The organism is Streptomyces sp. NPDC053432 (genome assembly GCF_055585365.1).
The window spans coordinates 69393-94912 of the sequence record NZ_JBVJKF010000018.1; the positions used below are offsets into that span (position 1 = coordinate 69393).

At 72.5% G+C, this 25520-nt stretch carries 33 protein-coding genes; 18 read left to right on the forward strand and 15 right to left on the reverse strand.

Annotated elements, in window-relative coordinates:
* The first annotated feature begins 1 nt into the window (after position 1).
* A complete protein-coding gene (locus ACZ6Y1_RS26620) occupies positions 2–883 on the forward strand; it encodes a carbon-nitrogen hydrolase family protein (protein WP_469634735.1) in 882 nt (293 codons plus the stop codon).
* Positions 884–979: 96 nt separating this feature from the next.
* Positions 980–2221: an amidohydrolase gene (locus ACZ6Y1_RS26625; protein WP_469634738.1), complete on the forward strand. Its 1242-nt coding sequence runs from the start codon at positions 980–982 to the stop codon at positions 2219–2221.
* 39 nt (positions 2222–2260) lie between these two features.
* Here ACZ6Y1_RS26625 and ACZ6Y1_RS26630 read toward each other — a convergent pair whose 3' ends face one another.
* On the reverse strand, positions 2261–2938 hold the full coding sequence (locus ACZ6Y1_RS26630; protein ID WP_469634741.1) for an HSP18 transcriptional regulator: 678 nt from the start codon (positions 2936–2938) through the stop codon (positions 2261–2263).
* Positions 2939–3067: 129 nt separating this feature from the next.
* Between ACZ6Y1_RS26630 and ACZ6Y1_RS26635 the strand changes: the two genes are divergently transcribed.
* The 3 genes from ACZ6Y1_RS26635 (at position 3068) to ACZ6Y1_RS26645 (ending at position 4489) form a co-directional block, all read left to right on the forward strand.
* Complete coding sequence (locus tag ACZ6Y1_RS26635; RefSeq protein WP_469634744.1) at positions 3068–3502, forward strand: Hsp20/alpha crystallin family protein; 435 nt, start codon at positions 3068–3070, stop codon at positions 3500–3502.
* 99 nt (positions 3503–3601) lie between these two features.
* Positions 3602–3997: a DUF2267 domain-containing protein gene (locus ACZ6Y1_RS26640; RefSeq protein WP_469634747.1), complete on the forward strand. Its 396-nt coding sequence runs from the start codon at positions 3602–3604 to the stop codon at positions 3995–3997.
* A gap of 48 nt (positions 3998–4045) precedes the next feature.
* Positions 4046–4489 carry a DUF2267 domain-containing protein gene (locus ACZ6Y1_RS26645; protein ID WP_469634750.1) on the forward strand — a complete coding sequence of 148 codons (444 nt, stop codon included), beginning with the start codon at positions 4046–4048 and terminating at the stop codon, positions 4487–4489.
* Here the strand turns inward: ACZ6Y1_RS26645 and ACZ6Y1_RS26650 are convergent.
* The 7 genes from ACZ6Y1_RS26650 to ACZ6Y1_RS26680 all read right to left on the reverse strand — a co-directional run bounded on the left by ACZ6Y1_RS26650 (position 4474) and on the right by ACZ6Y1_RS26680 (position 10804).
* Entirely contained in the window at positions 4474–5883 is a 1410-nt protein-coding gene (locus ACZ6Y1_RS26650) for a M20/M25/M40 family metallo-hydrolase (RefSeq protein WP_469634753.1), read from the reverse strand. The genes ACZ6Y1_RS26645 and ACZ6Y1_RS26650 overlap by 16 nt on opposite strands.
* A 120-nt stretch (positions 5884–6003) precedes the next feature.
* Entirely contained in the window at positions 6004–8985 is a 2982-nt protein-coding gene (locus ACZ6Y1_RS26655; RefSeq protein ID WP_469634756.1) for a trypsin-like peptidase domain-containing protein, read from the reverse strand.
* Positions 8975–9286, reverse strand: a complete 312-nt coding sequence (locus tag ACZ6Y1_RS26660; RefSeq protein WP_469634759.1) for a trypco2 family protein — start codon at positions 9284–9286, stop codon at positions 8975–8977. Before ACZ6Y1_RS26660 ends, ACZ6Y1_RS26655 begins: the two co-directional genes overlap by 11 nt.
* A gap of 109 nt (positions 9287–9395) precedes the next feature.
* Complete coding sequence (locus ACZ6Y1_RS26665) at positions 9396–9593, reverse strand: hypothetical protein (protein WP_469634762.1); 198 nt, start codon at positions 9591–9593, stop codon at positions 9396–9398.
* Positions 9594–10060: 467 nt separating this feature from the next.
* Positions 10061–10264, reverse strand: a complete 204-nt coding sequence (locus ACZ6Y1_RS26670; RefSeq protein ID WP_469634765.1) for a hypothetical protein — start codon at positions 10262–10264, stop codon at positions 10061–10063.
* A 150-nt stretch (positions 10265–10414) separates the two neighbouring features.
* Positions 10415–10669 carry a hypothetical protein gene (locus tag ACZ6Y1_RS26675; RefSeq protein WP_469634768.1) on the reverse strand — a complete coding sequence of 85 codons (255 nt, stop codon included), beginning with the start codon at positions 10667–10669 and terminating at the stop codon, positions 10415–10417.
* Positions 10670–10672: 3 nt separating this feature from the next.
* Entirely contained in the window at positions 10673–10804 is a 132-nt protein-coding gene (locus ACZ6Y1_RS26680; RefSeq protein WP_469634771.1) for a hypothetical protein, read from the reverse strand.
* A gap of 279 nt (positions 10805–11083) precedes the next feature.
* Between ACZ6Y1_RS26680 and ACZ6Y1_RS26685 the strand changes: the two genes are divergently transcribed.
* From ACZ6Y1_RS26685 to ACZ6Y1_RS26715, 7 genes are all read left to right on the forward strand, one after another.
* Positions 11084–12190 (forward strand): glutamate--cysteine ligase, encoded by a 1107-nt coding sequence (locus ACZ6Y1_RS26685; RefSeq protein WP_469634774.1) that lies wholly within the window; start codon positions 11084–11086, stop codon positions 12188–12190.
* A gap of 171 nt (positions 12191–12361) precedes the next feature.
* Positions 12362–12571 carry a hypothetical protein gene (locus tag ACZ6Y1_RS26690; protein WP_469634777.1) on the forward strand — a complete coding sequence of 70 codons (210 nt, stop codon included), beginning with the start codon at positions 12362–12364 and terminating at the stop codon, positions 12569–12571.
* A 70-nt stretch (positions 12572–12641) separates the two neighbouring features.
* On the forward strand, positions 12642–13346 hold the full coding sequence (locus ACZ6Y1_RS26695) for a restriction endonuclease (RefSeq protein ID WP_469634780.1): 705 nt from the start codon (positions 12642–12644) through the stop codon (positions 13344–13346).
* A 127-nt stretch (positions 13347–13473) separates the two neighbouring features.
* A complete protein-coding gene (locus tag ACZ6Y1_RS26700; protein WP_469634782.1) occupies positions 13474–14289 on the forward strand; it encodes a VOC family protein in 816 nt (271 codons plus the stop codon).
* 89 nt (positions 14290–14378) lie between these two features.
* The gene (locus ACZ6Y1_RS26705) at positions 14379–14666 is read left to right on the forward strand and encodes a DUF6479 family protein (RefSeq protein ID WP_469634785.1); all 288 of its coding nucleotides are present in this window, start codon (positions 14379–14381) and stop codon (positions 14664–14666) included.
* Positions 14667–14716: 50 nt separating this feature from the next.
* Positions 14717–15733 (forward strand): ATP-dependent DNA ligase, encoded by a 1017-nt coding sequence (locus ACZ6Y1_RS26710; RefSeq protein ID WP_469634788.1) that lies wholly within the window; start codon positions 14717–14719, stop codon positions 15731–15733.
* A gap of 504 nt (positions 15734–16237) precedes the next feature.
* Entirely contained in the window at positions 16238–16774 is a 537-nt protein-coding gene (locus ACZ6Y1_RS26715; protein ID WP_469634790.1) for an EF-hand domain-containing protein, read from the forward strand.
* 249 nt (positions 16775–17023) lie between these two features.
* On the opposite strand, the gene ACZ6Y1_RS26720 is transcribed toward ACZ6Y1_RS26715, so the two are convergent.
* Entirely contained in the window at positions 17024–17392 is a 369-nt protein-coding gene (locus ACZ6Y1_RS26720; protein ID WP_469634793.1) for a PRC-barrel domain-containing protein, read from the reverse strand.
* 271 nt (positions 17393–17663) lie between these two features.
* Positions 17664–17825, reverse strand: coding sequence for a hydrophobic protein (locus ACZ6Y1_RS26725; RefSeq protein ID WP_399248575.1), 162 nt, complete (start codon positions 17823–17825; stop codon positions 17664–17666).
* A 216-nt stretch (positions 17826–18041) separates the two neighbouring features.
* Between ACZ6Y1_RS26725 and ACZ6Y1_RS26730 the strand changes: the two genes are divergently transcribed.
* On the forward strand, positions 18042–18482 hold the full coding sequence (locus tag ACZ6Y1_RS26730; protein WP_469634797.1) for a hypothetical protein: 441 nt from the start codon (positions 18042–18044) through the stop codon (positions 18480–18482).
* Between the two features lie 40 nt (positions 18483–18522).
* On the opposite strand, the gene ACZ6Y1_RS26735 is transcribed toward ACZ6Y1_RS26730, so the two are convergent.
* From ACZ6Y1_RS26735 to ppk2, 3 genes are all read right to left on the reverse strand, one after another.
* Positions 18523–19104, reverse strand: coding sequence for a DUF2231 domain-containing protein (locus ACZ6Y1_RS26735; protein WP_469634800.1), 582 nt, complete (start codon positions 19102–19104; stop codon positions 18523–18525).
* A gap of 168 nt (positions 19105–19272) precedes the next feature.
* Entirely contained in the window at positions 19273–19671 is a 399-nt protein-coding gene (locus ACZ6Y1_RS26740) for a YybH family protein (RefSeq protein WP_469634803.1), read from the reverse strand.
* 74 nt (positions 19672–19745) lie between these two features.
* Positions 19746–20732: a polyphosphate kinase 2 gene (gene ppk2 / locus ACZ6Y1_RS26745; RefSeq protein ID WP_469634807.1), complete on the reverse strand. Its 987-nt coding sequence runs from the start codon at positions 20730–20732 to the stop codon at positions 19746–19748.
* Positions 20733–20884: 152 nt separating this feature from the next.
* On the opposite strand from ppk2, the gene ACZ6Y1_RS26750 reads away from it, so the two are divergent.
* Genes ACZ6Y1_RS26750 through ACZ6Y1_RS26760 form a run of 3 tightly spaced genes read left to right on the forward strand, consistent with a single transcriptional unit; the run spans position 20885 to position 22013 of the window.
* Positions 20885–21301, forward strand: a complete 417-nt coding sequence (locus tag ACZ6Y1_RS26750) for a phage holin family protein (RefSeq protein ID WP_469634810.1) — start codon at positions 20885–20887, stop codon at positions 21299–21301.
* A complete protein-coding gene (locus ACZ6Y1_RS26755; RefSeq protein ID WP_469634813.1) occupies positions 21298–21750 on the forward strand; it encodes a DUF3618 domain-containing protein in 453 nt (150 codons plus the stop codon). Before ACZ6Y1_RS26750 ends, ACZ6Y1_RS26755 begins: the two co-directional genes overlap by 4 nt.
* Positions 21747–22013: a DUF4235 domain-containing protein gene (locus tag ACZ6Y1_RS26760; RefSeq protein ID WP_469634816.1), complete on the forward strand. Its 267-nt coding sequence runs from the start codon at positions 21747–21749 to the stop codon at positions 22011–22013. The genes ACZ6Y1_RS26755 and ACZ6Y1_RS26760 overlap by 4 nt, the downstream gene beginning before the upstream one ends.
* A 173-nt stretch (positions 22014–22186) precedes the next feature.
* Here the strand turns inward: ACZ6Y1_RS26760 and ACZ6Y1_RS26765 are convergent, their stop codons facing one another.
* Positions 22187–23131, reverse strand: a complete 945-nt coding sequence (locus ACZ6Y1_RS26765; protein ID WP_469634819.1) for an AraC family transcriptional regulator — start codon at positions 23129–23131, stop codon at positions 22187–22189.
* Positions 23132–23274: 143 nt separating this feature from the next.
* Here ACZ6Y1_RS26765 and ACZ6Y1_RS26770 point away from each other — a divergent pair, with 143 nt between their 5' ends.
* Positions 23275–24003, forward strand: coding sequence for an SDR family oxidoreductase (locus ACZ6Y1_RS26770; RefSeq protein WP_469634822.1), 729 nt, complete (start codon positions 23275–23277; stop codon positions 24001–24003).
* A gap of 146 nt (positions 24004–24149) precedes the next feature.
* Here the strand turns inward: ACZ6Y1_RS26770 and ACZ6Y1_RS26775 are convergent, their stop codons facing one another.
* Positions 24150–24446, reverse strand: coding sequence for a hypothetical protein (locus tag ACZ6Y1_RS26775; RefSeq protein ID WP_469634825.1), 297 nt, complete (start codon positions 24444–24446; stop codon positions 24150–24152).
* A gap of 96 nt (positions 24447–24542) precedes the next feature.
* On the opposite strand from ACZ6Y1_RS26775, the gene ACZ6Y1_RS26780 reads away from it, so the two are divergent.
* Complete coding sequence (locus tag ACZ6Y1_RS26780) at positions 24543–25448, forward strand: hypothetical protein (protein ID WP_469634828.1); 906 nt, start codon at positions 24543–24545, stop codon at positions 25446–25448.
* Positions 25449–25520 lie beyond the last annotated feature (72 nt).

Here is a 25520-nt window from a genome sequence, read left to right on the forward strand (position 1 = left end):
CATGCGCACGCTCGCCATCGCCGCCATCCAGACCAGGCCCGTACCCCACGACCTCGAAGCGAGCTGGCAGCGCTTCGCCGACCAGGTCCGCAGCACCCGCGCCCTGTTCCCCCATGTCCAGCTGGTCGTCGTACCCGAACTGCTGCTCGCCGCGGAAGGGACCCTCCTCCACCCGGCCGCCGAAGACTGGATGGAACGGGCCGCCGTCTCGGTCCCGGGCCCGCTCACCGAGCGGATCTGCGCCCTGGCCGTGGAGACCGGCCTGTGGCTCGTCCCGGGAAGCGTGTACGAGCGCACGGAGGACGGACACATCCACAACACGGCCCTCGCCGTCTCACCCGAAGGCGAGATAGCCGCCCGCTACCGCAAGGTCTTCCCCTGGCAGCCGTACGAGAAGACCACCCCCGGACGTGAGTTCACCGTCTTCGACATCCCCGGCGCGGGCCGGGTCGGCCTGGCCGTCTGCTACGACGGCTCCTTCCCCGAAACCGTCCGCCAGCTCGCCTGGCTGGGAGCGGAGATCGTCATCCAGCCCACCCTCACCCCCACCCGCGACCGGGAGATGGAACTGGTCTGCGCCCGCGCCAACGCCTGGACCAACCAGGTCTACATCGTCAACGTCAACGCCGCCGACCCGGCCGGGGTCGGCCTGAGCACCGTCGTCGACCCGGAGGGAATCGTGCGCCAGCAGGCCGGCCCCGGCGAGGAGATCCTCGTCGACGTTCTGGACCTGGAGGCCGTCGCCCGGACACGCGCCTACGGCTCCGCGGGCATCAACCGCCCCTGGAGCCAGCTGGCCCGCTACGGGGAGTCGGTGACCCTTCCGATGTACGCGGGCGGACGCTTCAGGACACCGGACTGGCTCAAGGACGACACCCCGTAGCACCGCGCGCCCCGGGGAGCCGGGGATGCGCATCAGAAGCCGCTGCGGTGGAACACGCACGGGAGGGGACCGGCACACCCCCACGGAGGTACCCCAATGCCCGAGCACCCCGACCGCACCGCACCCTGCGCCGCCCACCCCGAAGCCGACGGCCTCGGAGCGGTGTGCGACCGGATCCGGCAGGAGGTCGCGGCCCGTGCCGACCGCCTCTGGGACGTCGCCCTGACCCTCCACCGCGACCCCGAGCCGGCGTACGAGGAGCACCGGGCGGCCGCCCTGCTCGCATCGGAGCTCGCGCTGGAGGGCTTCCGGGTCGACCGCGGGACGGCCGGCCTGCCCACCGCGTTCACCGCGTCCGCCGGCGACGGCCGGGGACCGCGGGTGGCACTGCTCATGGAGTACGACGCGTTGCCGGGGCTCGGCCACGCCTGCGGGCACAACCTGATCGCCGCGGCCGGGCTGGGGGCGGCCCTCTCCCTGCGGGCCGCCCTCGGCGACCCGCAGGGCTCCCTGCTGGCCGTCGGGACACCCGCGGAGGAGCGGGGCGGCGGCAAGGTCACGCTGGTGGACGCCGGGGTGTTCGACGGCGTGGACGCCGCCCTGATGGTGCATCCCGGCGTCTACAGCTGGTCGTGGGCCCCGCTCACGGCCAGCGCCCTGGTGCGCGTGGGATTCCACGGGCGCGCAGCCCACCCCACCGGCAACCCGACCGACGGCATCGACGCACTGGGCGCGCTGATCCAGCTGTTCAACACGCTCGGTGTCCTGCACCGTCGGCTCCCGTCCGGCTCCCACGTCCAGGGAATCATCACCGACGGCGGGCGGGCCACCAACATCGTGCCCGAATACGCGGAGGGACAGTTCGGGCTCCGCGGCGCGACCACGGCAGCCCTGGAGGAACTCGCGGCCGAGCTGGAGCGGTGCGCCGAAGGGACCGCCGCGGCCACGGGGACCCGGGTCACGGTGGAGCGGGTGGGCGGGCGCTGCGAGCACTTCCGCGACAACCCGGAGCTGTCCGCCCGCTTCGCCGGACACCTGGCGCGGGCCGGGATCCAGCTGACGGAACCGGAACCCGGCGTGTACCTGGGGTCCTCCGACATCGGCAACGTGAGCACGCGCGTACCGGCCATCCACCCGTTCATCGCCATCATGGACGCGGCCGACGGCTCCGACCACACCCCGCTCTTCGCCGGCGCGGCCGCGTCCGCGCGCGGGCGCCACGTCCTGCTCGCGGCGGCGGAAGCACTCGCCTGCACAGCGGTAGAGGTGCTGCTGTGTCCCGAACTGCGCGACCGGGCGTGGGAGTCGCTGCGGGAGAAGGCCGCGGCCGGCCTGTGAGGCCCGGGGCCGGGAGCCTCGGCTGCGGCTTGCCCCGGGTCAGGTGTTGCGCTGGTCGCGGGTGTCCTGGCGGAGCTGCTGGGTGTGGCGGGTCATGGCGTCGATACGGTCGGCGAGCTCGGCGTCCTCGGGGCGCATGAGGTGGGGGCGGCTGTCGGTCAGGGGCTGGAGGAGGCGCGCCGCGTCGTTCTCGGCCAGTGCCGTGTTCAGGTCGCCGACGGCGCCCTGGGCGGTGGCGGGCAGGCCGGCGAGTGACGTGACCTGCCCGGCGAGCCGGCGCAGGTCGGCCGCGTTGTCCCGGGCCCAGGTGGTGACGGTGCGCTCGGCGGCGCGCGAGTCGCGGGTGGCCTGGACCCGCTCCTCACCGGTACTGCCGGCGGTCCCGGGCCGCAGGCGGAGGTAGCGGCGTTCGGCTGCCTGGCGGCTGGCCACGCCGAGAGGTGCGGCCAGGTCGGCCCAGCTCGCGCCCCGGCCCCGGGCGGCCTCGATCAGGCCGCTCTCCCAGCCGGCGAGCTGCTCACGGATCTCCCGCAGCGAGGCCAGGGCGGCCAGCGCAGCCTGCGGACCGGAATCCGGGAGCGGGGCGGGTCCGGCGGGCGCAGCGGGATCCGTGCCGGATTGCCGCGCGGCCTCACTGACGGCCTGGCGAATGGTCGCCAGGGCCGCGGCCGCGGCTGTGAAGGGGATCGGCGGGGCCGGCTGCGCGGGCTCGTTCATGTCTCTCTCCATCGCGCTGTCATCGTTCGGGTGACACCCTGCTTGTCATCATTTCGATGACATGTTACAACGGAAGCACGTTGAAGCGCATTGGCAGTTCCTGCCTGAACCAACTGGAGGTGTTTCGCGATGTTGATGCGCACCGACCCGTTCCGCGAGATGGACCGCATCGTCCAGCAGCTGTCCGGTACGTCGGGCACCTGGTCGAAGCCGTCCGTCATGCCGATGGACGCCTACCGCCAGGGCGATGCCTACGTGATCGCTTTCGACCTTCCCGGTGTGAGCACCGAGGCGATCGACATCGACGTCGAGCGGAACATGCTGACGGTGAGGGCCGAGCGCCGGCCCACGGGGAAGTCCGACAGTGTGCAGATGGAGCTCTCCGAGCGCCCGTTGGGTGTCTTCTCCCGTCAGGTCATGCTGGCCGACACCCTGGACACCGAGAACATCGAGGCCGACTACGAAGCGGGTGTCCTGACCCTGCGCATCCCGATCGCCGAGCGGGCCAAGCCCCGCAAGGTGACCATCGGGGGCGGCGCCGACCGCAAGCAGATCTCCGGCTGACAGACCGGCGACCAGCGGCGGAGGACGGGGGAACCGACCCCCCTCCGGCACCCCCGTCCGCCGCACCTCTCATCCCCTCACCCTCCCGGAGGTGACGTGATGGCGATGCGCCCGGAAGCGTTCCTGGCACAAGTCCAGGAACGCGGCGAGTACAAGACCCGGGAGGACGCCGAACGAGCTGCCCGTGTCGTCCTGGCCCTGCTGGGCGCCCACCTCGTCGGGACCGTCCGCGCCGAACTCGCCGCCCGGCTCCCCGAGACCTACGCCCTGATCCTCCTGAACCCCCTGCAGGCCGCAGAACCGCTCTCGCCCGAACGCTTCGTCCGCGCGACCGCGGCCTGGATCGACGGGGCCACCGAGAAGACAGCCCTCTGGGACATCGGCGCGGTCCTCTCCACCGTCGCCGCGGCAGCGGGCGACACCCTCACCCGGGAGGCCCTGCTCCAGCTCCCGCCCGGCTACGACCTCCTCTTCGGCCACCCCCAGTCCGTCTGACCATTGCCCGCCCAGCCCGGGCCCTCCGAGAAAGGCAACCGCACCGACATGCACGACCAGCTCCACGCGCACCCGGCAGCATCCACCGTGACGCACGAGGAAATGCTGGAACACGTGCGCTACGAAGGCGCCTACCCCACACGCGAACGCGCCGCGGAAGCCGTCCGCACCGTCCTGAGCGCCCTCGGCCGGCAGATCACCGGAGACGAACGCGTCGCCCTCGCCCAACGCCTGCCCGTCGAGGCCGCCCTCGTCTTCACCGCGCAGATCCCGGACACCGAACAGCTCACCGGCTGGGGCTTCATCAAGGACATGGCCGCCCGCACCGGGGCCACCCCGGCCACCGCCCGCTGGGACACCGGCGCGGTCCTCGCCGCCGTCTCACGCCTCGCCGGACCCGACCTCCTCGCCCGCATCCTCCGCCGACTCCCCGACGGCTACGCCCTCCTCTTCGGGCAGCCCGAGCTCCACCGGCCTCAGCGCGCCGCCTGACCCGCAGCTGCGCGGGCTCCGGCCGGCAGCTCGCGGAGGAACCGGGCGAGCACGCGGGTGCCGAGGCGGAGGGCCCGGATGTCGACGCGCTCGTCGGGCCCGTGCCAGTGGTCCCCGGGCAGGCCCGGTCCGAAGAAGAGCACGGGCGCGTCGCAGGCCCGGGCGAGCTGGGCGGCAGGGGCGGCCCCGCCGTTCCCGATCAGCAGCGCCGGCGCGCCGTAGGCATGACTGACGGCCCTGTGCAGGGCCGTCAGGGCCGGATGCCCGGCAGGCGTCCTGTAGGGGTCCGAGATGGTCCGGGCGATGTCCAGGTCGTACGTGTATCCCGGCCGCCGGTGCTCGCGCAGCCAGGTCCGGAGCTGCTCGGCGACCCGGTCGGCGCGCTGGTCGGGAACGAGCCGGAACAGCAGGTCCGCACCCGCCCGCGCGGGGATCAGTCCGAGGGCCGGCGCGTCCGTCCGGCCGGCGGTGAGCCGGGCGATCTCGAAGGAAGGCCGGACCCAGAGCCGCTCCGGCGCCGAGAACCCCGCCTCGCCGGGAGCGGCGAAGGTGCCGGTGCCGGCGAGCCAGGACGGCAGGTCGAAGGGCAGTGTGTCCAGTGCCGCCCGGACGGCCGGCCCCGGCTCGGCCACCGCGTCGTAGAAGCCGGGCAGGGTGACCCGGCCGGATTCGTCACTCAGCTCGTTCAGGACCCTGCACAGCTCGGAGGCGGCGTTCGAGGCGGCCCCGGAGACGGCCCCGCTGTGGAGGGCGTGCCTGGCCCCGCGGACGGTGAGGGACGCGGTCACCGACCCGCGGACCATGGCGCAGACGGCGGCCTGGTCCAGGGACCAGAGCATCGAGTCGGAGACCATGACCACGTCCGCGCGCAGTTCCCGCGCGTGCTGCGCCAAGCAGTCGGCGAGGTGCACGGAGCCGATCTCCTCCTCTCCCTCGACGAGGTATTTCACCGTCACGGCCGGTGCCCGGGCGTGGCCCGTCGCACGGCGTTCGGCCAGGTGGGCGGCCAGGGCCCACAAGTGGCACATGACCTGTCCCTTGGCGTCGGACGTGCCGCGCCCGTACAGGTGGCCGGGACCGGGCAGCGCGGAGAAGGGCCGGGTGACACGCCATTCGGAGGGGTCGACCGCGTGGACGTCGTGATGGCTGTACACGAGCAGCACCGGCGCGTCCGGATCGGAGGCAGGCCAGCAGCCGTAGACGGCCGGATGGTTCCCGGTCTCCCAGGTCTCCGCCCGGGGGAAGCCGGCGCGGCGCATCGTCCCCACCAGCCATTCGGCGGACCTGCGCACGTCGGCGGCCCGGTCCGGGTCGGAGGAGACGGATGCGATGCCCACCCATTCCGCCAAGTCCGCCAGCGCGTCCCGGGCGGGCACCGCCGTCACCGCGGCCATGATCCACGCCTCTCGCCGGCCGATGCCGTGCCCGGGGCGCCTTCCCAGTTGACGGACGTCCATGCGGAGCCCCCGGCCCCCGGCCCCCGGCCGGAGCGAGCGACCGCGACCGGGAGGGCCTCAGGCGTTCTCGCGCAGGTGACGCGCCTGCGCGGCGAGCCAGGCAGGACGGACCATCTCCACGTTGCGGCCGGCGCCCCGCGCGGCCCGCTCCAGCGCGTCGGCGGCGTCGCGCGGAGCCGGCACGGCCCTGGCCCGGGCCGCTTCGGCGAGCGCGTGCGCTGCCGCGGATTCGGTCGCCCCGGCGCGGTCCAGGGAGGCGGCCGCGCGTTCGGCCGTCTCCGCCGCCTGCCCGTACCGGCCCACGCTCCAGTGCGCCCAGGCGGTGTTGTAGAGGCAGACTCCCTCGGTCCGCGGGTTCTCCATGGCCGACGCCGCGGTCAGCGCCTCCGCCAGGAGGGCCAGGGCCTCCTCGGGACGGTCCAGGGCGAGCAGGGCCACACCTTGGGCGTTCAGCGCGTAGTCCGTCGCCTCCGGGACGCCCGCCGCCGCGTAGGCACGTACGGCCTCACCGCCCGCCACGACGGTCTCCTCCCAGCGGCCCAGGGTCAGCAGGGCCGTGAACCGGGCGTTCCAGGAGCGGGCCTCGGTGAGCCGGTCCCCCGAGGCCGCGGCGAGTTCGCCCAGCCGGTCGGCGCCCGCCAGGGCGGCTTCGCCGTCGCCGAGAGTGCTGTGCGCGAGGCTGAGGCTGAGGACGGCGTGGGCCTCTGCTTCGGCGTCGCCGTTCTCCCGGGCCAGCTCGCCTGCCCGGGCCAAGGGGACGGTGGCGTCCCCGAGGCGGCCGAGCTGCCGGTACGCGTCACCGAGGCCGAACATGGCTTCCTGGAGCACGCGGCGGTCCTGGAGGCGCTCGGCCAGCTCGGCGGCCTCCGTGAAGAGCTCGAGCGCGTGCGGCAGCGGGCCGCCGCTCAACCGGGCGTACCCGAAGCTGATGAGATGGGCGAGACGTGCCCGGTCGTCGGTCACTTGTCGTTCCTCCAGTGTCAGATGCATCGAGATCGCCGCGAGCACGGAGCCGTGCCGGACCATCCATCTCCCGATGGCGCCGAGGACCAGCGCGGCGCCGTCGATGTCCCCGGCCCGCACCCGGTGGCCGAACGCGCGCCGGTGTGCCTGTATGTCGTCCAGCGTGCGCCAGTCCCGGCGCGTCGGGGCGGTCCGCGCGTACCATTCGGCCGCCCGCAGCTCCAACGCCCGCCGCCCCTGCGGCCCTTCAGAGGGGAGGGCCCCGTACGCGAGGTCGGCGTCCATCGGGTGCAGCGCGAAGGTGCGCGTTCCCCGGTCCACCGACACCATGCGCATCCTGAGCAGGCGGGACAGGGCGGCCGCCACGTCGAGGCCGGGAGCGATGCCGTCGGCGATCCACTCGACGGTTTCCCGCGGGGCGGGTGTACGCAGCACCGCGAGGACGTTCAGCACGCTGCGGCTGTCTGCGCCGAGGCGCCGGTAGCGGTCCTGGGCGAGGCCCGCCACCACGTCACCGCGCAGCGTGAAGTCCTCCAGTACGTCCTCCAGGGTCGGCAGCATCAGCGTGTCGTCGGCCATCGCGCCCACCAGCAGCTCCAGTGCCCGCGGCACCCCGTGGACCCGGACCGCCGCCCGCAGCAGCTGCTCGTCCGACAGCCGTGCCACTCCGAGGCTGCCGTCCTGGTCGAGTTCGCGCAGCAGCGCGACGGACTCGGCGGGCGGAAGTCCGTCGGACAGCTCGACCTCGGCTGCGAACCGGCGCAGCTCGGGCGGGAGCCGCAGGGGCACTTGCGAGGTGATCAGCAGCCGCGGCGTCGCCCGGGCTCTGAAGAGGCAGTCGAAGAACGCTTCGAGTTCCTCGTCGTCGAGCCGGCCGTCGTCCAGGAGCCGGTCCTCGAGGTTGTCGACCAGGATGACGAAGAGCCGGTCGCCCATCGCGGCGAACAGCTCACCAATCTTGTCCGTGACGGTCCGGTCGGCGGCCCAGACCTCCAGGAGACGTGCTTCGTGTGCGGGGCCGAGGGCGCGGGCGCAGTCGAGGTAGAGACGTTCGAGGGAGACCCCGGAGGTACGGGTGCTCAGGTTGACGAGGCCTGCGGGAAGCGGCGCCTGCGCCTGCGCCTGCCCCGGCCACTCGCCGCGTTCCAGCATCTCCATGACCTTGGCGGCGACCGCGCTCTTGCCGATGCCGCGACGTCCCGTGACCGTCACCATGCGGATGGCCGGGTCGGCGAGGTGGCGGCCGACCAGGTCACGTGCCTCGGCCCGGTCCTTGAACAGCTCCAGCCCGTGTGCGACCGGCAGCCCGATCACCTTCGACGTGGCCGGCTGGACCGGCTCGTCCGGGCCGGGCGACCCGGCGCCCACGTCCGGCAGCGCCGCCGGATCCGGGATCGCCAGCAGCGCGGCCAGCTCCGCCCGGCGGGGTTCGGAGACCCCGTGCAGTGTGTGGTCGATCCGGACGGCCGTCAGCCGGCCCAGCCCTTCTCCGCGGTGGTGCTCGGCGACCACCCCGACGAGGTGGTGCCCGGCCCATACGGCGGCTCCGGACATGCCGGACCACGGCGACACGGCGGGATCGGGGTCCGCGGCCGCCACCGGAACGGTGATCTCCAGGGTGCCGGTCCGCAGGTTGGACAGGGCCGCCACGGTCCCGTCGGCCTGGTGCAGTTCCCGGAACTGCCTGCCGTCGGTGCCGCGCCGGCGTTTCCACAGGGGGAAGCCCGCCGCGTGGACGTCGATGACCGCGTGCCGGTCGTCACCGATGCGGCCGAACCGCGCGGGCGGCACGGGCGTGACGCCCGCCGGGGGAGTGAAGGTCAGCGCGGCCACGTCGCTGGCCGGATCCGACCAGGCGAGCTCCGCCTCGGCGACCCACTGGCCCGGCCGGTCCGCGTCGAAACGCACCCGCACCGCCTCCGCCCCGGCCACCACGTGGAAGGCGGTCAGCACCGTGGCCTCGGCGACCCGGTACCCCGACCCGCGACGCCCGCCTCCGCCCGGGGTCGTGACGATGACCTCGGCGATGCGGTGGGGGTCCAGTCCGCCGCGCCCGGCGGGCGCGTCAGTCCTCACCGAGCAGCTCGTCCCCGGAGATCAGGACCGCCTGCTCCGGTGCGTCCGCACGCACCGGCTGGAGCGTCAGCGTGAGCTTCTGGGTGACCGTGGCCGAGCGCTTCGCCGAGGCGCCGGCGTCGAACACCCAGAACTTCACCTTCACGCCCGGTTCGCGGGTCCGCTCCACTCCCACCGTGAGTTCGAGTTCGACCCGTTCCGCCTTGAACTTCAGACCGGAGTCCTCCCCGTCGGACATCGCCCGGCTCAGCTCCCGGCGTAACTGCGTGATCATGTCCGACAACTCGACCGCATCGTTCACTGGCAAGGCCCCCAAACCGGATCACACGTCAACTGCCCACGATGGTAGGCAACATCATTGCGCATGATCACGCAGGGCCCCTCTTCCCGGCCCGCTCCGCCGGGCTGGTTCAGGGGTGGAGGCGCGTGTCGCTGCCGTCCTGCTGCTCGGCGTGGCCGTGGTCGAACCAGTAGTCACCGGCGGTCAAGTACCGGCAGGAGTACGCGCCGTGCGCCGGCCCGGCGGCGCCGGCCGGCCCCGGCCGGCTGTCCTCGGGCAGGACGAAGGTGTTCCGGGTCCGGTCCTTGAGCCGCTGGTGTTCGAGCACGGAGGTCTCCAGCCGTGGAAGTGGTCGTGGTGGGCCCGCGCATCGTCGCCCTTACGGAGTGGTCATGGGCGGAACACGGCCGGGGCACTCTGCGGGGCACCCGGCCGGCGTCCGTCCGATGACGGTGTGAACGGCGACGTCCACGGGAGGCGGCGGCGAGGGACGGGGGCGATGGCGGGGCCTGGCCGGCGCTTCCTCGCCCGGCCGGGCCCCCACGCATGGACCTTCTCGTCGCCCTGCCACCGTGCCACGGACCGCGCCGGGCCGCCGCCCCGGTGCCTGCGGCCATGGGCCGGTCGGGTGACTCCACCGGCCCGGCCGGACCCGGAGGAGGCCCCCATGGCGGCCGTCGGCATCACCGATCGGCGCGCGACGACCGTCGTAGGGAACCCCGCGCGGGCACGACTGCGCACGCACGGGCAGGAGTCCGACCGCCGGGAGCCCGAGGGGTCGCAGAAGTGGCGGTCCTACTGCTCCCCGGTCCTGTTCTCAGCCGTCTGGAGTGCCTGACTGGCGATGGTGAGGGCCTCTTCGTCGTGGCCCGCCGCCTTTGCCGTCTCGGCCTGGCTGAGGGCGACGCGCAGCAGCTCGACCACGTGCTCCGGCAGGGTGTCCGACGCCACCACGTCAGCCAGCTTCCGGATGGTCTCGGTGGCCAGGTCCTCGGACATCGGGGCGGTCTCCTCGGTCGTCGGTCTTCGTCGTCCACGGTGATCAAGACCATGCGACGCTAGCAGCCGCCGACGGGCTCACGGCGGACCGGAGTCGGCGCACCCGGATGAATCCGCGCTGCCTCCGTCGGGTCCCGGCCCGCTGCCGGATCACGTCTCGTCGGCGTCGGCGTCGGCGTCATCGGCTCCGTACACGTGCGGGCGGCCTCCTTGCCAGGCGATCACGGCGGAGTCACCGAGGACCAGCTCCTCCGGGTCGGGCACCTCGATACGTCGCAGAAACTCGATCAGGTCCGCGTCGGAGTGCGCGATGCCGAGGACGGTCTCGATGCCACGGATACGGATGACGACGCGGCGACCGCCGGTCGGAGAGATGCGGTGAACGAGGATCGGCGCCTGGTCCATGGCTCAGCGGCCGTCGAAGAGGCTGGTGGGAGCGTGCGCGACGCCGACGGCCCGATCTTCGCCATGGACGGGGGCCACGACGGAGCGGCCACCGGCGACGACAGGGCGGACAACGAGGGGGATGTGATCGGCCATGCCTCCAGACTGAGCCGGGCCGGTCGGTCCAGCACGCCGAGCGGTCCGTCGGGAGCGGTCCCGGCCGCCCCTCTCGCGGGACGGCCGGCCTGGGCGGCCGCCCCGGACGGCGGAGCGCCGCGCCCGCCGTTCCGTGTCCGGCGTGGAAACGAGCGCCCGGGGGGTACAACCGTGGGTGCCGGGGCACGTGAGACGGACGGGGCGCACAAGCCCGGTCGTGGTCCGCCCGACACGGGCGCGCGCCGAGCGTACGACGCCGATGAAGGGAACGTGACGGGCATGCGCAGCGTAGGAGTGGAGGAGGAGCTCCTGCTGGTCGACGCCGGCACGGGAGAACCGCTCGCCCTTTCGGCCGCCGTGATGTCGGCCGCGTCCCGCGAGGGCAGCGGGACGAACGCGCCGGCCGAGGGCGCCCTGGAGACCGAGCTCAAGTGCGAGCAGGTCGAGTTCGCCACTCGTCCCGTCCTGCGGATGGGAGAACTGGCCGAGGAGATCGTCCGCTGGCGGGCCGAGGCGGCACGGCACGCCGCCGACGCCGGCGGTGCCGTCGCGGCGCTGGCCACCTCGCCGCTGCCGGTGCGCCCGTCCACGATGCCCGGAGAACGCTACCGCTGGGTGAGCCGGCAATTCGGCCTGACCGGCCAGGAGCAGCTCACCTGCGGCTGTCACGTCCACGTGTCCGTGGCCTCGGACGACGAGGGCGTGGGGGTCCTCGACCGTATCCGGCCGTGGCTGCCCGTCCTGACCGCTCTCAGCGCCAATTCACCGTTCTGGCAGGGCCAGGACAGCGCCTACGGCAGCTACCGCAGCCGGGTGTGGAACCGGCTGCCCTCCGCCGGGCCCACCGACGTGTTCGGCAGCGCCGAGCAGTACCACCGGCAGGTGGGCGAGATGCTCGCGACCGGCGTCCTGCGCGACGACGGGATGATCTATTTCGATGCCCGGCTCTCCGCCAGCTACCCGACGGTCGAGATCCGAGTCGCCGACGTCTGTCTCGAACCCGGCACCCCCGTCCTGCTCGCCGCCCTCACCCGCGCCCTGGTCGAGACCGCCGCCCGGGAGTGGCACGCAGGCCGGCCGCCCGCGCGGATCGGCGTCGGCCTGCTGCGCCTCGCCTCCTGGCAGGCGGCCAAGTCGGGCCTGGACGGCCCGCTCCTCGACCCCCGGAGCATGTGCCCGGCCCCGGCGGGGGTGGTCCTCGACCTTCTGCTGGACCACGTACGGGAGGCACTCGACGACCACGGCGACCTCGAACTCGCACGCGCGGGCGTCGCCCGCCTCCTCGAACGGGGCAACGGGGCCCGCCTCCAGCGCCGCATGCTGCAGAGCACCGGAGACCTGCGTGCCGTCGTGGCCGAGTGCACCCGCCTGACCACGACCGCTTGAATCGCCCCGGGCCACGCGTTCGAACGCACGGCCCCGTCGAATCCGGCCATCGCGGTGCATTGCCGCCAACGCTCGGCGATCCCGTCACATCGCTGCCCGCCTCGGGCTACACAGGACCAAGGGGGTGGTGACCGCTGCTCCCGTGAGGGTCGGACCGGGGGGACTGGGCGCGTGCTCACGATCAACGTGGCGGTACTGCTGGCGTTCATCGTCTTTCTGCGGCTGCGCCGCCGCACCGAGGCCCGCAGCCGCTTCGACGAGAAGATGACCGTGGTCATCGTCCTGGCGCTGGGCATCATCCTCGCCCCCACCGACGTCGGCCAGGGGATCGCCGGCTTCCTCGGCCAGCTGGTCAGCGGAGTCTCGGAAGCCGGCCAGTGACCCTCGGACGCCACCCCGGGCGGGAAGGCGCCGGCTCGGCGGCCGCCGCTGCGCGCCCGGCAGGAACCGGGTGAGCGGCCGCCGCCCCGCCCGGCGCACCACCGGTCGGCCCCGCAGGCGCCGCCGCGGCGGGAACCAGCACGGGGAGCAGGTGGTCCTCGCCCTGCTCGCAGCCGCAGTCGTGTTCAGCCTGGCGGCAGCAGCGTTGCGGTGGCTGGCGGCGCACCCCTGGACGGTGGCCGCCGCCCTGCTCCTGGCCGCCGCAGGAGCCGGCACCTGGATGTGGCGGCGCAGCGATGCCGCCCGGTGGGAGCAGGTACGGGCCAGTGGCCTGCGCTACGCGCTCGAACAGCTCGACCGGCTGCACCACCGGGCGTTCGAGTTCGCGGTGCGGGACCTGATGCGCCGCGACGGCTGTACGGACGCGCGACAGGTCGGCGGGCGGGGGGACAACGGCGCCGACGTCAAGGCCACCGACCCCTTCGGGCGGCGCTGGGTCATCCAGTGCAAGCACAGGAAGGACGGCTGGTCCGGGAAGCCCGTCGGAACCCCCGACCTGCAGGTCCTCAACGGCACCGGCCGACAGATCCACCACGCGGACGTCCTGGTCATGCTCACCAACGGCCGCATCACCGCCAACGCCGCAGACTTCGCGAAGTCCCAGCGCCTCCACCTCGTCGACCGTCACCTCCTCGCCACATGGGCCGGGGGATCCCGCCCCCTGCGGGACCTCCTGCGCGCACTTCCCCCGGCCGACCGCAGAGAGGCTTCCTGAGAGCAGCCGTCGGTCTTCACCAGGAGCTGCCCCCGCCGCGCATGGGCGCCGACGTGGCGGGCAGGTGCCGGTATCTGCTGCCAGCCGCGGTCCGACTCGGCAGCGGTGCCGGACGGGAGGAGATGCCATGGCCCTGGCGTCGGCGGAGTTCGCGGGTGCGCCGTGCTGGATCAGTCTGGCGGCGCGGGACTTGGCCGCTTCGGAGAGCTTCTACCGGGCGGTGCTCGGGTGGTCGTTCAGACGTGGGTCGTTCGGTCGGGCCTTCTCGGTCGCGGAGGCGGACGGGGTGCCTGTGGCCGGCATCGCCCAGGTGGCGCGGGAGCTGGCCGTGGCCGTGGAGTGGACCCCGTACTTCGCCGTCGACCACGCGGACGAGGCGGTGGCCCGGATCCGCGAACGGGGCGGCACCGTCGGCGTCGGCCCGGTCGCCTATCCGCCGCGTGGCCGGGCGGCGCTGGCGATGGACCGCGAGGGCGCGGCGTTCGGGATCTGGGAAGGGCGGGTACTGTCCGAGTGGCGCATCGGCGACGGCGAGACACCGGCGTGGCTGGAACTCCGCAGCCAGGACGCCTTCGCGGCCGCCCTCTTCTACGGCGAAGCGCTCCAGTGGACCACCGGGGGCGGACGGGGCTGCTGCGACGTCTCCTACGAGCACGACCAGGTCGTCCTGCGTTACGCGGGCGAGGCGGTGGCACGTCTGCACGGCGGCCCCGTGGAGGAGGCGGCCGCCCAGCCCCACCTGCGGCCGCGCTGGATGGTCCACTTCCGGGTCCGTGATCTCCAGGCCGCCGCGGCCGCCGCCTCCTCGCACGGCGGCACGGTCGTGGCCGACGGCACGTGGCCGAAGGGGCAGGGGCAGGGGCAGGTGACCGTGCAGGACCCGGACGGAGCCCTGTTCACCCTCGACCACTCACCTGGCGCCCCTTGGCCCGTCCGGACATGACGCGCATGCCGGTCGGCGGCGCGCCCGCTGCGGCCGGGCCGGGCTGATGGTGGTCGGCATGTCCAGGGTTTTCTGGGTAGACGCTGTGCATGAACAATGCGACCATCTGGATCTTCTTGCTGGTAGGAGTGGCTGTCGTGGCGTTCCTGCTGATCGCGTTCGCCCGAGGGCGGCGTATTCATGCCCGCGACAGTGGACCGCTCCACACGGAACCACCTTCCCGCAGCTCCGGTCCGAGTCCCGCTCCGCAGGAGGCAACAGGCGCACGGGAGGCCGATCCCCTCCCGGACCCCGGCTCGGGGGAACGCCTGAAGCCCCACCAGCTCAAGGGATACGGCAACTTCGGCACCCGGCCCGCCTCCGGAGACGACCGCTGAACGGAGACCGGAGTCCGGTGGGGTGAATAGTCCGATGAGGTGAATCGGTGATGTTGCGACCACCGGTGGAGCCGATGCTGGCCAGGGCCGCCGAGTCGGTGCCGGGCCCGGGAGTCCTGGGCGGGCTGGCGTTCGAGCAGAAGTACGACGGCTGCCGGGCGCTGCTGTTCACTCCTCCCGGGGCGGGCGGTCAGCTGCTGGTCCAGACCCGGCGCCGAGCGCTGATCCAGGACCGGTTCCCCGACCTCGTCGCGGCGGCCGGGCAGCTTCCCCGCGGCCTGGTCCTGGACGGAGAGCTCGTCGTCTGGGACACGAAGGCGGCCCGGCTGTCGTTCGAGGGGCTGCAGCGCCGGACGGCCGCCCAGGGCAATGCGCGCGAACTCGCCGCTGACCTGCCCGCGCTCTACATCGCCTTCGACGTCCTGCAGCAGAACGGAACCGAGCTCCTGGACCACCCCTACTGGCAGCGCCGGCTCCGGCTGGAGGACCTGTTCACCACGCACCGGCTCGCAACGCCCTGGACGCTCTGCCCGATGACGACGGACCTGGTCACAGCGCAGCACTGGCTGGAGTCCTGGACCGAGGAGTCAGCGGTCGAGGGCATCGTCGTCAAGGCCATGAACCAGCCCTACCAGGTCGGCCGCAAAGGCTGGTACAAACTCAGGCGCCGGGACACCACCGAAGCGGTCATCGGCGCGATCACCGGCAGCATGGTCCGGCCGCGGCTCCTCCTCCTGGGCCGCCGCAACCCTCTCGGCCGCCTCTGCCCCGTGGGCCGCACTGCGCCGCTGCGCCCCGAGGCGGCACGCCTGGTCGGGGGCAACCTGACTCCGGCAGATGCCGTGCACCCGTGGGCGGGCCTCCGGTTCGCGTCGGCCTCGAACAGGAAGGACGTACTGGACGTGATCCTGGTCCGGCCGGAGCTGGTCGCGGAGATCAGTGCCGACACGGCGGTCGACCGGGGCGGTGTCTACCGGCACCCGGTGCGGTTCAAGCGGCTACGGCTGGACGTCACCGTGGAGGACGTGCCCTGGTTCGGGGAGGGCGTGGAGGGGGCCGCCGACTGAGGATGCGGGGGACCGCCTCCGGTTCAGGGGATCGGCAGAGCGGCCCTCCGGTGCGTGCCCGTCGCAGGAGGGGGCAGGCGGACGGTAGGCCCAGCCGACAGCGGACCCCAGAGAGGCATTGGCCGATGAGTGACTCGAATCCCGACCCGCGAACAGCCCTGCTGCCCGATCGAGGGGCGGCTGTGGACGAGCACGGCCGCCCGCCGGGAGTCCCGTCCCGGATCGGCCCGGGCACCGGCCCGGCCGCCGACCCGGAACGCGTGGCCCGTAACCGCGCCCCCCGAAAACACGGGGTGCGTGAGGAACCGGCACCCTCCGTGGAGGAGTGACGCCGTAGGAGCATCTCACCGCCGACGTCCTCCTGGTGCGAACGGGTGGTGTGCAGGCGGCAGGGGAGGGGTGCTGCGTCGGTGTATCGATTCGCCGCGAAGCACCGCCTCTAGGGTCGCTCGCAGCAGCTCAGAGCGAACGACGTCGTACCGTCGACAGCAGCCAGGAGGCCCTGTGTCCCAGTCCGCGTCCAACTCCCCGCAGCACCGCATCTTTGCCATGCTGGATGTGGACGGTGATGGTGTGGTCACCCACGCGGAATACCTCGGCAGGGTGGAGCGTGTCGCCTCGGCGATGGGCCGCGACGCCACGCATCCCGTGGTCGTCGCGTCGCGGGCAGCGCATGAGGCGGTCTTCGCGGACATGGACGGTGACCACGACGGCCGGGTGACGTTCGAGGAATACCGGACGTGGGTGGGTCACGACGCGTTCGAGCGTTCCTGCCGGCCCGCTCTGGGTTCGCTCTTCGACATCGCGGACGCCGACGGCGACGGGTGCCTGGACCGCGTGGAGTTCATCCGCATGCGCACGGCGGCAGGCAACGCCGAGACCGATGCCGCGGCCGCTTTCGACGACCTGGACGCGGACCGTGACGGGCGCGTAGACCGCGAGGCGTACCTGGCTGCGATCCGGGCTTTCGTCACCACGGGCACCTCGCCCATGGCGGCCTCGTACGGCCCCGGCCTGGCCACGCTCAATGCCGTTCGCTAGCGCCGTGACCGGAAGGGTTCACCGGGTCGCGCTGCCCGGCACGGCACCTCGCCGCGTTGTCGGACCACGGCGGTACGTCCAGTACGAGCCGTGGCCCTCCGCCTTGCGATGCACCGCACCGGACAACGCGCCCCGGCAAACCCTTCCGGTAACGGCACTAGCCGCGAATGTCGTCTCCATCCCCCCACGACGCCGGTCCCGACACCTTCTTGGGTGTCGGGACCGGCGTCGTCGTGAGGGGGAGTGCGATCAGGCGGGTCGGCCGCCGAAGGGCGCGCCGGTGCCGTAGTACGTGCCCAGCTCCTCCCGGTACCCGGCGTCGCCGAGGTGCTTGTCACGGTGGAACTCGGGGGCGTTCTTGATCTGTTCCTTGGTGCGGTCGACGAAGATCTTCTTGTCCTCCGGGTCGATCCTGACAACGGTACTGGCCGGCAGCAGGACCTCCTTACCGAAGATCCATACGCCGGTGTCCACGACCAGGTAGGCGTCACCGACCTCGTCGGAGTGCTTGTCGACCTTGCCGATGCTGCCGTCGGTCGCCTCGACCTTGTATCCGGTCAGATCGGTACCGGCCAGGTGGCCCGCGGTCGGCTGGTAGCTCCACATGTGTTCAGTCACGCGAAAAACAACTCCTCCGGTCATCGAGGGGGCGGTGGAAGAACGAATTCTTCACCGTCCTCCTGTTCCGTTTCCGTACATCGTGCTCGGCAGCTGTGCTGCTTTCACCTGGACTTCGCTTGCCCCCACTTCACGACATCACGCACCCGAATCGAAAACGGGCCCGGGAGGCAAGGGCCTGACGAAAGCGACATGGCACGGCGGTGGCCGGGCACCCCTTGGAAGGGGGCGACCGGCCACCGCCTGCGGTGTCAGAACCGCTTTTCCGCGGCTACCAGCGATACCAGCGGCCACTGCCGCCCTTGGGTCGGGCGACGAAACCGATCAGCCACAGGATCAGGACTGCGACAGCCACCCACCAGAGAATCTTCACCGCGAAGCCCGCGCCGAAGAGGAGAAGGACCAGCAGGAGAACGAGAAGCAGGGGAACCATGATTATCAACCTCCGAAGCGCCGTGTGCCCCACCGTTCCCGGGGCATGCATTCGATTCCTCTTTGTTTCTTCTCCTGATTCCCGGGCAGACGGTTCCGCCCGCATGCGCGACGCGCTTCGGCGAAGCCGCATCGGAATGAGATGCACTGGAAAGTTCTTGCGCTGGTTGGCCCAATCGGCGCACCAGTGAGGCGTTCTGAGGGCAGAACAGTCCTCATGGACAGCAATCACGACATGGATCCGGCACACCAGGTTCCGGAGGGTGTGGACGAGAAGACGGTGCGCGCTCTGGGAGCGTTGTCGAAGGCGCTGGAAACCACCGAGCGAGCCCGTGGCCATCTCTACGGCTTCCACCAGCTCACCGGGACCGCGGACTTCGAGCTCGGCGACGCGGTCCGGCTCCTGCGCGAGGCGGGGCACGAGGAGCAGGCCGATCGTGTCGAGCGCGAGATCGTGGGCCGCAACGTCATCCCGGGTCACTGGACCTTCCAGATCATCGAGGCGTACAACTCCACGTACTACCGGCCCTTCGCCGCAGTGGAACGGGACATCGTGGCCGAGCTGGCCGGCGGGCGGGACCACCTCCTGGAGGCCCGCCTGAAAACGATTCGCCGCACTCCCCACCACCCCGACCACACCGCGACGCCCCCGTCCTGAAGGAAGGGCACCCCCACCCCCACCCCGGTCGGAGCCCCCTTCATGCCACAGCGTGCGCTCCGACCGTCTGCCGGTAGGCCACGTGCCCGCCCAGCGCACCGCTGACGGCTACGGCGGCCATCCCGCTCAGGCCCCACAGGCGCCCCCTCGCCGTGCGGCCGCGGAGCCGCGCTGTCAGGGACGTGGCGTAGCAGGCCACCGCGGCGACGTTCAAGGCCGCGTGGACCAGGCCGACCCGGGCCTGTTCGGGAGGCAGGTCCGCCCAGTCCGCCCAGCCGGCGGCCACGGCCGGGGCAACGCCGGCCAGTCCGACGGCGGTCAGAAGGGTCGTCGCGTGGCGCGTCCCGGGCGCCACGTCGAGTACCGACGCCGACAGCCAGCATCCGATGGGCACCTGTACGAGCACAGGGTGCACGGGGTGGCCCAGTTGCCTTCCGCGCAGCAGATCGCGCATGCCGCCCAGGGGGAGGGAGCGGATTCCCCGCTGCAGCACCTTGATGGCCGGATCCGCCGCCGTCGCCCGCTCCAGCCCGTCCAGGGTCTTCAGCCAGCGTGCCGAGGTGGTGTCGAGGGCCGCGGTCAGCCGGGCCGTGGGCGCGATGTCAGGCGTATGTGAGTTCATACACGACGCCTACCCACTGCCCTGCCGCCGTCCCGCCCTGCCCGCGACTGCACCCGAACGGCAAACCGGCCGAATGGAGGAGCGCCAGCCTCCATCGCGGTTCCGGACCGGCCCGATCCTCGTGTCGGGCGGCCGCCCGACACCGCCCGCACCGGGTGGTGCATGGCGTCAGGCGGTCACGGTGTCGCCATGGCGGTGAGCCACCCTCCAGACGCCGTCTTCCCTGCGGTACACCTGGGTGGCCCGCAGGGTGTAGGTGCGGGGCTGCCCTTGCACGGACGTGGACGTGTGCTCCAGGCCGACGGTGTAGGCCATGTCGCCGCTGACGTCGTAGGCCAGCAGCTCGTACTCGTACGACGTGCACGCGGAGAAGGCCTCTGCCAGATCGGTGAAGAGGGTGTCGAGCTCGTCGCGGCCGACGGCGTTGCGCCAAGCCCCGAGGACGCTCACCGGTTCGGTGCGGGACCAGAGTGCGCGTCGGGGAGCCGCGTCGCCGTTGTGCAGCGAGATCTCCGCCTCGCGCAGCGTGGTCCTGACCCAGGTCAGGAAGTCGTCACGATCGTTCATTCCTTCAGCATGGCCCGGCCCGGCGCCGGGCTCACGGAGGGCGCCGGTCGCCTTTCGCAGGAAGTGGGGCTGGGTCAGTCGGGTCCTGCGGCTGCGCCGGGTGGGTGGAGGCCGGGCCCCAGCGGCGGCCCGGCCAGGGGCGTGGGGGAGAGGTCGGTGGGCGCTTCGCCGGCTTCGAGGAGGGTGTCGGCGGCGCCGACGATGAGCGGGTCGGGCCGACCGACGGCCGTCTCGTCCTTGCGGTCGTAGTCGACGCGCCACAGCAGGCTGCGCATGGCTTCGAGCCGGCCCCGCCGCTTGTCGTTGCTCTTGACCACGGTCCACGGCGCGTGAGCGGTGTCCGTCGCACGGAACATGGAGACCTTCGCCTCGGTGTAGGCGTCCCACCGGTCCAGGGAGGCCAGGTCGGTCGGCGACAGTTTCCACTGCCGTACCGGATCGACCTGCCGGATGGCGAACCGGGTGCGCTGCTCGGCGCGGGACACCGAGAACCAGAACTTCACCAGCAGGATCCCGTCCTGCGTCAGCATCTCCTCGAAGACGGGGCACTGCCGCAGGAACAGTTCGTACTGCTCCGCGGTGCAGAATCCCATCACCTTCTCGACGCCGGCCCGGTTGTACCAGGACCGGTCGAAGAAGACGATCTCGCCGGGTGCCGGCAGATGGGCGACGTACCGCTGGAAGTACCACTGCCCCGCCTCCCGCTCGCTCGGCTTGTCGAGGGCCACGATCCTCGCGCCACGGGGGTTGAGCCGCTCGGTGAACCGCTGGATCGTGCCGCCCTTGCCCGCCGCGTCCCTGCCCTCGCAGACCACCACCAGGCGGCCACCGGTGTCCTTCACCCAGCGCTGCAGCTTCAGGAGCTCGATCTGCAGGACCCGTTTGGTCCGCTCGTACTCGCGCCGCCGGATCTTGTGGTCGTAGGGGTAGTTCTCCCGCCAGGTGCGGATGGGAGCGCCGGAGGAGTCCAGCAGGACCGGCTGCTCGGGCCGCCGGTCGTCCACACGCAGCCCGGACAGCAGCCCCGAGGCCTCCCGCCGGTCGAACCGCTCGTCACTCACGCCATGCCCCTACCCAGCGCAGCCACCTCCATGGCCGCGCAGCCATCTGCCCGCGGCCGGCGACGACTGTGAGTGCCAGGCGGGTGACCGGCGGATTGCCGGGTATGCGCGCCTGGGAACACCCCTGGCGAGCGGAGGAAGGTGAGGAATCGATGAATGCCGTCGGAATGCGTACGGACCGCGGCAGTGACGAGTCGATGGGCGAGCTCGTGACACGGGCGTCGCAGCAGATCTCGGAACTGGTCCGGCAGGAAATGCAGCTGGCTCGGACGGAGACGATCCAGAAGGGCAAGCGCTACGGCATGGGCGGCGGCCTGTTCGGCGGAGCCGGCCTCATCGGCATCCTGGCGGCCCAAGCTCTCGTCGCCGCCGCGATCGCAGCCCTCTCGCTGGTCCTGCCGGTGTGGGCGGCCGCTCTGATCACCGGCGGCGTGCTGGCAGCGGTGGCCGCTGTCCTGGCCGTGGCCGGCAAGAAGCAGGTCGTCCGGGCCGGCGGCCCCGCACCCGAACAGACCATCGAAAGCGTCAAGGCCGACATGGCCGAAATCAAGGAGAAGGCACACCGATGAGCCACCAGCCCCCGAGCGACGAATCCGCACCGACTCCGGACCAGCTGCGCGAACAGGTCGAGCGAACCCGCCACGAACTCGGCCGGACCGTGGAAGCGCTCGCGGCCAAGGCCGACATCAAGGAACAGGCCAAGGAGAAGGCGGCCGAGATCAAGGAGCAGGCGGCGGACGCGGCCGAGTTCGTGACGCACCAGGTGCGGGAGAAGGCGGCGCAGGCGGCCGGACTGGTGAAGGACAAAACCCCCGACCCCGTCCTCGACAAGGCGGCCCAGGTCCGTGACAGCGCGGTCCACGCCGGGCATCTGGCGGCCTCCAAGTCCCCGGAACAGGTACGCGAGAAGGCGGCGTCAGCCGCCACCATGGCACGGGCCAACCGCGTCCCGCTCATCGCAGCCGCCGCGGCGGTCGTGGTCTTCCTGCTCCTGCGCCGCAACCGGAGGCGCCGGTGAAGGCGGCCAAAATCGCTTATCAGCCCGTGGGGCTGATGTTGGGCGCTGTGAGCGGCCTGGCGGCCGGGGCGGTGTTCAAACAGACATGGAAGATGATCGGCCACGAGGACGATGCCCCGGATGCCATCGATGAGAACCGCACGTGGAAAGAGGTACTCATCGCGGCGGCTCTGCAAGGCGCGATCTTCGCGGTGGTCAAGGCTGCCGTCGACCGCGGCGGGGCGGCCGCCATGCGGCGTCTGACCGGCACCTGGCCCGGCTGAACCAGCCCCCGCGGCGTCCCGCCCCCGGCCGCGGCCCCACCGCCCGCGGCCGAAGGGGCGGCTCCGGCACCGCAGGGGTGCCATGGCGGCGCGTGCCCCGGCGACCGGCTACGTTCCCGGCGCCGGGGCGCGGCGCTGCCGGATGCTGCGCACACCTCGGACGCGACCCGGCGTCAGCTGCATCCGCCCGGCTCTCCCGCCGTCCTCACTTGCTTGCGGTACGCCCCCGGCGGCGATCCGAAGTGCCGTTTGAAAGCCTTGGAGAAGGCGAACTCCGACGTGTACCCCGTGTGCTGGGCGATGGTGCCCAGCGGGGTCGGCGACCGCTGCAGCAACCGCGCCGCGGTGGCCATCCGCCAGTTGGTCAGGTATGTCAACGGCGGCTCGCCGACCACCGAGGCGAAGCGGCGGGCGAACGCCGCGCGGGACAGTCCGGCGCGGATGCCGAGAGACTCCACGGTCCAGGGATGGCCGGGATCGTCGTGGATCGCCTTCAGGGCCGGGGCGACCGCCGGGTCACTCAGCGCGGCCGCCCAGCCCCGGCTCCGCTCCTTCGGCAGCTCGGCGTACCACGACCGGAGGATGTACAGCAGCAGCAGATCGACGAGCGCCGTGACGACCGCGTCCGAGCCCGGCTGCGGGGCGTGGAACTCGGCGCAGAGCTGATCGACCGCCGAGCGCAGCACCGGGTGGCGGCCGGGCACCGCGGGGAGGTGGATGACCTCCGGCAGGTCGCTGAACAGCGGATGCGGGCGGTCGACGTCGAGCGCGTACGCGCCGCACACCAGCACCGTGCGCGGTCCCGGTCCGCCCAAGGTGACCTGGCCGATCGGCGAGGAACGGTCCACGCGCTCCGGTACGAAGTCCACCGGCTCGCGGCCCGGCGCGTCACACAAGGTGTGTCCGCTGCCGCGCTGCAGGAACACGATGTCGCCGGGTCCGAGCGCGAGCGGTTGGCCGTGCGGTGGAAGCAGGTGGCAGTGGCCTTCGACGACCACGTGGAATCCGGCTCCTGAGACGGGTCGGAACTTCAAGGCCCACGGGGCGTGCGCGTCGGTGCGGGTCACCATCGGGCGTCCCGTGCGCAGGACTTCGAGGGTGTCGCTCAGGATGTCCATGACGCCACTCTAGTCCCTGGCTGGCGAGACGATCAGACAACAAACGGAGACTTGTAGTCATTCACCGTCTCGATCGGGAGACGTACGTTCTTGCCATGGCGGTCGCCGAAGCCCGGTACCGCACAGGCGAAGGAATGGATCCCATGTCTCTGACTCTGGCTCTGGCCGGCAAGAAGATCGTGATCATCGGTGGAACCTCTGGCATCGGCTTCGCGGTGGCCCGACAGGCCGCGGCGGCCGGCGCGGACGTCGTGGTCGCCTCGAGCAATCAGGGCCGTGTGGACGCCGCGGCGAACCGGCTGGGCGAGCGGGCCGAGGGCCGCCGCCTGGACGTCGCCGACGGCGACGCCATCGCCGCGTTCTTCGAGCAGGTCGGGGAGTTCGACCACCTCGTCTACACCGCGGGTGAATCCCTGCTGATCAAGCCGTTGGCCGACACGACCCCGCAGGAGGCCAGGGCCGTCTTCGAGCGCCGGTTCTGGGGTGCGTTCCTCTGCGCCAAGTACGCAGCACCCCGACTTCGCGACGGCGGGTCGATCACGTTCAGCTCCGGCGTCCTCGCGATCCGCCCCCTGTCCGGAACCGCCCTCACGGCGGGCATCACCGGCGGCATCGAAGCTCTGTCCCGGGCGCTCGCCGTCGAACTCGCCCCTCTGCGCGTCAACGTGATCCAGCCCGGTGTGATCCGCACCGAGCTGTGGGAGGGCAGCGTCCCGGACCCGGAGGCTTTCCTCCGTGGCGCCGGGTCCGAGCTGCTCACGCGACGTGTCGGAACCGCCGAGGAAGCCGCGGCGGCCTATCTCTTCGCGCTGACCAACGCCTACGTCACCGGCACCACGCTCGCGATAGACGGCGGCGCGGCGCTGGTGTGACACAGGCCCCGGATCACAGCCGGCGGCCCTCGCGTCCGGCACGCCGGGCACCGCCGCGGCTGCGGGCGTCCCCGGAGCCGCCGCCCAGTCGGGCCGGCCCCCGGTCGCACGCCCCCGCTGGCCGGCGACGCGGTCGCGGGTCGGCATCAGTGGCGGCCCTGGCCCGCCAACGCTGCGGTCGACGGGGCGGCAGGCGCAGGCCCGGGCCCGGTCCCCCGGGCCGGCGTGCGGGCGGCGCGGCGCAGCTCCACGCGGCCGGCCCGCCAGCCCGTGGGGGAGTCCCAATGGGGGTGGGTGCACAGCCGCCCGGAAAGTGCGATCAGCCGACGCCGCAGCACGGTCGTCCCGGCCGTGGCCGGGGCCTCGGCCAGGGCGGTGTAGGTGGTCAGCCACGCCCGTTCCAGGGCGAGCAGGTCCGGAGGGAAGCGGAACGGTGTATTCACTCCTCCATCCGAGCATATGTTCGATTTTGTTGTCGAGTGACGACGCGCGCGGTGTCGCTACCCGGCCCGGGCGTGGTGCGGGCGGGAGACTGCAGCATGGACGTGGAGTCGGTGGCGGTGGAGTTGTACGGGCTGCGGCCGACGGAGTTCACCGCGGCCCGTGACCGGTACGCCGCCCGCGCCCGCCAGGCCGGCGACCGGCCGCTCGCCACCGCGATCACGGCACTGCGGAAACCGACCGTCGCGGCGTGGACGGCCGGCCTGCTGGTCCGCCACAGAACCGAAGAGGCGCAGGCCCTGCTCGCGCTGGGCGACGCGCTGCGCGCCGCGCACCGGACGCTCGACGCCACGGCCCTGCGAAAGCTGTCGCATGACCAGCATGTGGTGATCGGCCGCCTCGCACGCACGGCGCGCACACTGGCCGCCGAGGCCGGGCAGACGGTGAGTGAACCGGTCCTCCACGAGGTGGAACAGATCCTCCATGCCGTTCTCGCCGATCCCGGCACCGCCGCGCAGTGGTCCGCGGGACGGCTGGTGAAGACCCCGGACGCAGTTCAGGGCTTCGCCGGCCTCGAACCCCTTCCCGGCTCCGCCCCGCCAGGGCGGGCTCCTGCGGCCGGGCCTGCGGAACCAGCGGTGAAGCGCGTACGGACCCCTGCGCCGAAGACGGAGGAGCGGAAAGACCGGGCGGACCGGGCGGACCGGGTACGCCGCGAGCGCGTGGAAGCGGCCCGCGGGGAGCTGGCCGAGGCCACGGCCGAGAGGGAGCGGCTGGAGGCGGAAAAGGCCGCGGCCCGGGAGCTGGCCGACAGTGCGGCGGCCGCCCTGACCGCGGCCGAGGACGACCTGCGGGACGCGAAGGAGCGGCTGGAGGCGGCACGCGCGGCGAGCACGGAGGCGGCAGCCCGCTCGCGGGATGCCGCGCGTGCCGCGGCGAATGCGAAGACGCGGGAGCGGAAGGCGGCACGGAACGTCGAGAAGCTGACCGGCCCCGCGGGATGAACCACCCGTTCCGGTCCATCCCGCAGGGGTGAGCAGCGCCAGGCGGGGCAGGAGCCAAGAAGCACGACACCG

Coding starts and splice junctions, on each gene's coding strand:
- ACZ6Y1_RS26645 (WP_469634750.1), top strand. CDS start 4,046: ATGCACGACCAGCTCCACGCGCACCCGGCAGCATCCACCGTGACGCAC.
- ACZ6Y1_RS26675 (WP_469634768.1), bottom strand. CDS start 10,669: ATGGACCAGGCGCCGATCCTCGTTCACCGCATCTCTCCGACCGGCGGT.
- ACZ6Y1_RS26685 (WP_469634774.1), top strand. CDS start 11,084: ATGCGCAGCGTAGGAGTGGAGGAGGAGCTCCTGCTGGTCGACGCCGGC.
- ACZ6Y1_RS26770 (WP_469634822.1), top strand. CDS start 23,275: ATGTCTCTGACTCTGGCTCTGGCCGGCAAGAAGATCGTGATCATCGGT.
- ACZ6Y1_RS26705 (WP_469634785.1), top strand. CDS start 14,379: ATGAACAATGCGACCATCTGGATCTTCTTGCTGGTAGGAGTGGCTGTC.
- ACZ6Y1_RS26640 (WP_469634747.1), top strand. CDS start 3,602: ATGGCGATGCGCCCGGAAGCGTTCCTGGCACAAGTCCAGGAACGCGGC.
- ACZ6Y1_RS26740 (WP_469634803.1), bottom strand. CDS start 19,671: ATGAACGATCGTGACGACTTCCTGACCTGGGTCAGGACCACGCTGCGC.
- ACZ6Y1_RS26780 (WP_469634828.1), top strand. CDS start 24,543: ATGGACGTGGAGTCGGTGGCGGTGGAGTTGTACGGGCTGCGGCCGACG.
- ACZ6Y1_RS26755 (WP_469634813.1), top strand. CDS start 21,298: ATGAGCCACCAGCCCCCGAGCGACGAATCCGCACCGACTCCGGACCAG.
- ACZ6Y1_RS26670 (WP_469634765.1), bottom strand. CDS start 10,264: ATGTCCGAGGACCTGGCCACCGAGACCATCCGGAAGCTGGCTGACGTG.
- ACZ6Y1_RS26765 (WP_469634819.1), bottom strand. CDS start 23,131: ATGGACATCCTGAGCGACACCCTCGAAGTCCTGCGCACGGGACGCCCG.
- ACZ6Y1_RS26725 (WP_399248575.1), bottom strand. CDS start 17,825: ATGGTTCCCCTGCTTCTCGTTCTCCTGCTGGTCCTTCTCCTCTTCGGC.
- ACZ6Y1_RS26750 (WP_469634810.1), top strand. CDS start 20,885: ATGAATGCCGTCGGAATGCGTACGGACCGCGGCAGTGACGAGTCGATG.
- ACZ6Y1_RS26620 (WP_469634735.1), top strand. CDS start 2: ATGCGCACGCTCGCCATCGCCGCCATCCAGACCAGGCCCGTACCCCAC.
- ACZ6Y1_RS26710 (WP_469634788.1), top strand. CDS start 14,717: ATGTTGCGACCACCGGTGGAGCCGATGCTGGCCAGGGCCGCCGAGTCG.
- ACZ6Y1_RS26680 (WP_469634771.1), bottom strand. CDS start 10,804: ATGGCCGATCACATCCCCCTCGTTGTCCGCCCTGTCGTCGCCGGTGGC.
- ACZ6Y1_RS26635 (WP_469634744.1), top strand. CDS start 3,068: ATGTTGATGCGCACCGACCCGTTCCGCGAGATGGACCGCATCGTCCAG.
- ACZ6Y1_RS26625 (WP_469634738.1), top strand. CDS start 980: ATGCCCGAGCACCCCGACCGCACCGCACCCTGCGCCGCCCACCCCGAA.
- ACZ6Y1_RS26700 (WP_469634782.1), top strand. CDS start 13,474: ATGGCCCTGGCGTCGGCGGAGTTCGCGGGTGCGCCGTGCTGGATCAGT.
- ACZ6Y1_RS26735 (WP_469634800.1), bottom strand. CDS start 19,104: ATGAACTCACATACGCCTGACATCGCGCCCACGGCCCGGCTGACCGCG.
- ACZ6Y1_RS26650 (WP_469634753.1), bottom strand. CDS start 5,883: ATGGCCGCGGTGACGGCGGTGCCCGCCCGGGACGCGCTGGCGGACTTG.
- ACZ6Y1_RS26630 (WP_469634741.1), bottom strand. CDS start 2,938: ATGAACGAGCCCGCGCAGCCGGCCCCGCCGATCCCCTTCACAGCCGCG.
- ACZ6Y1_RS26730 (WP_469634797.1), top strand. CDS start 18,042: ATGGACAGCAATCACGACATGGATCCGGCACACCAGGTTCCGGAGGGT.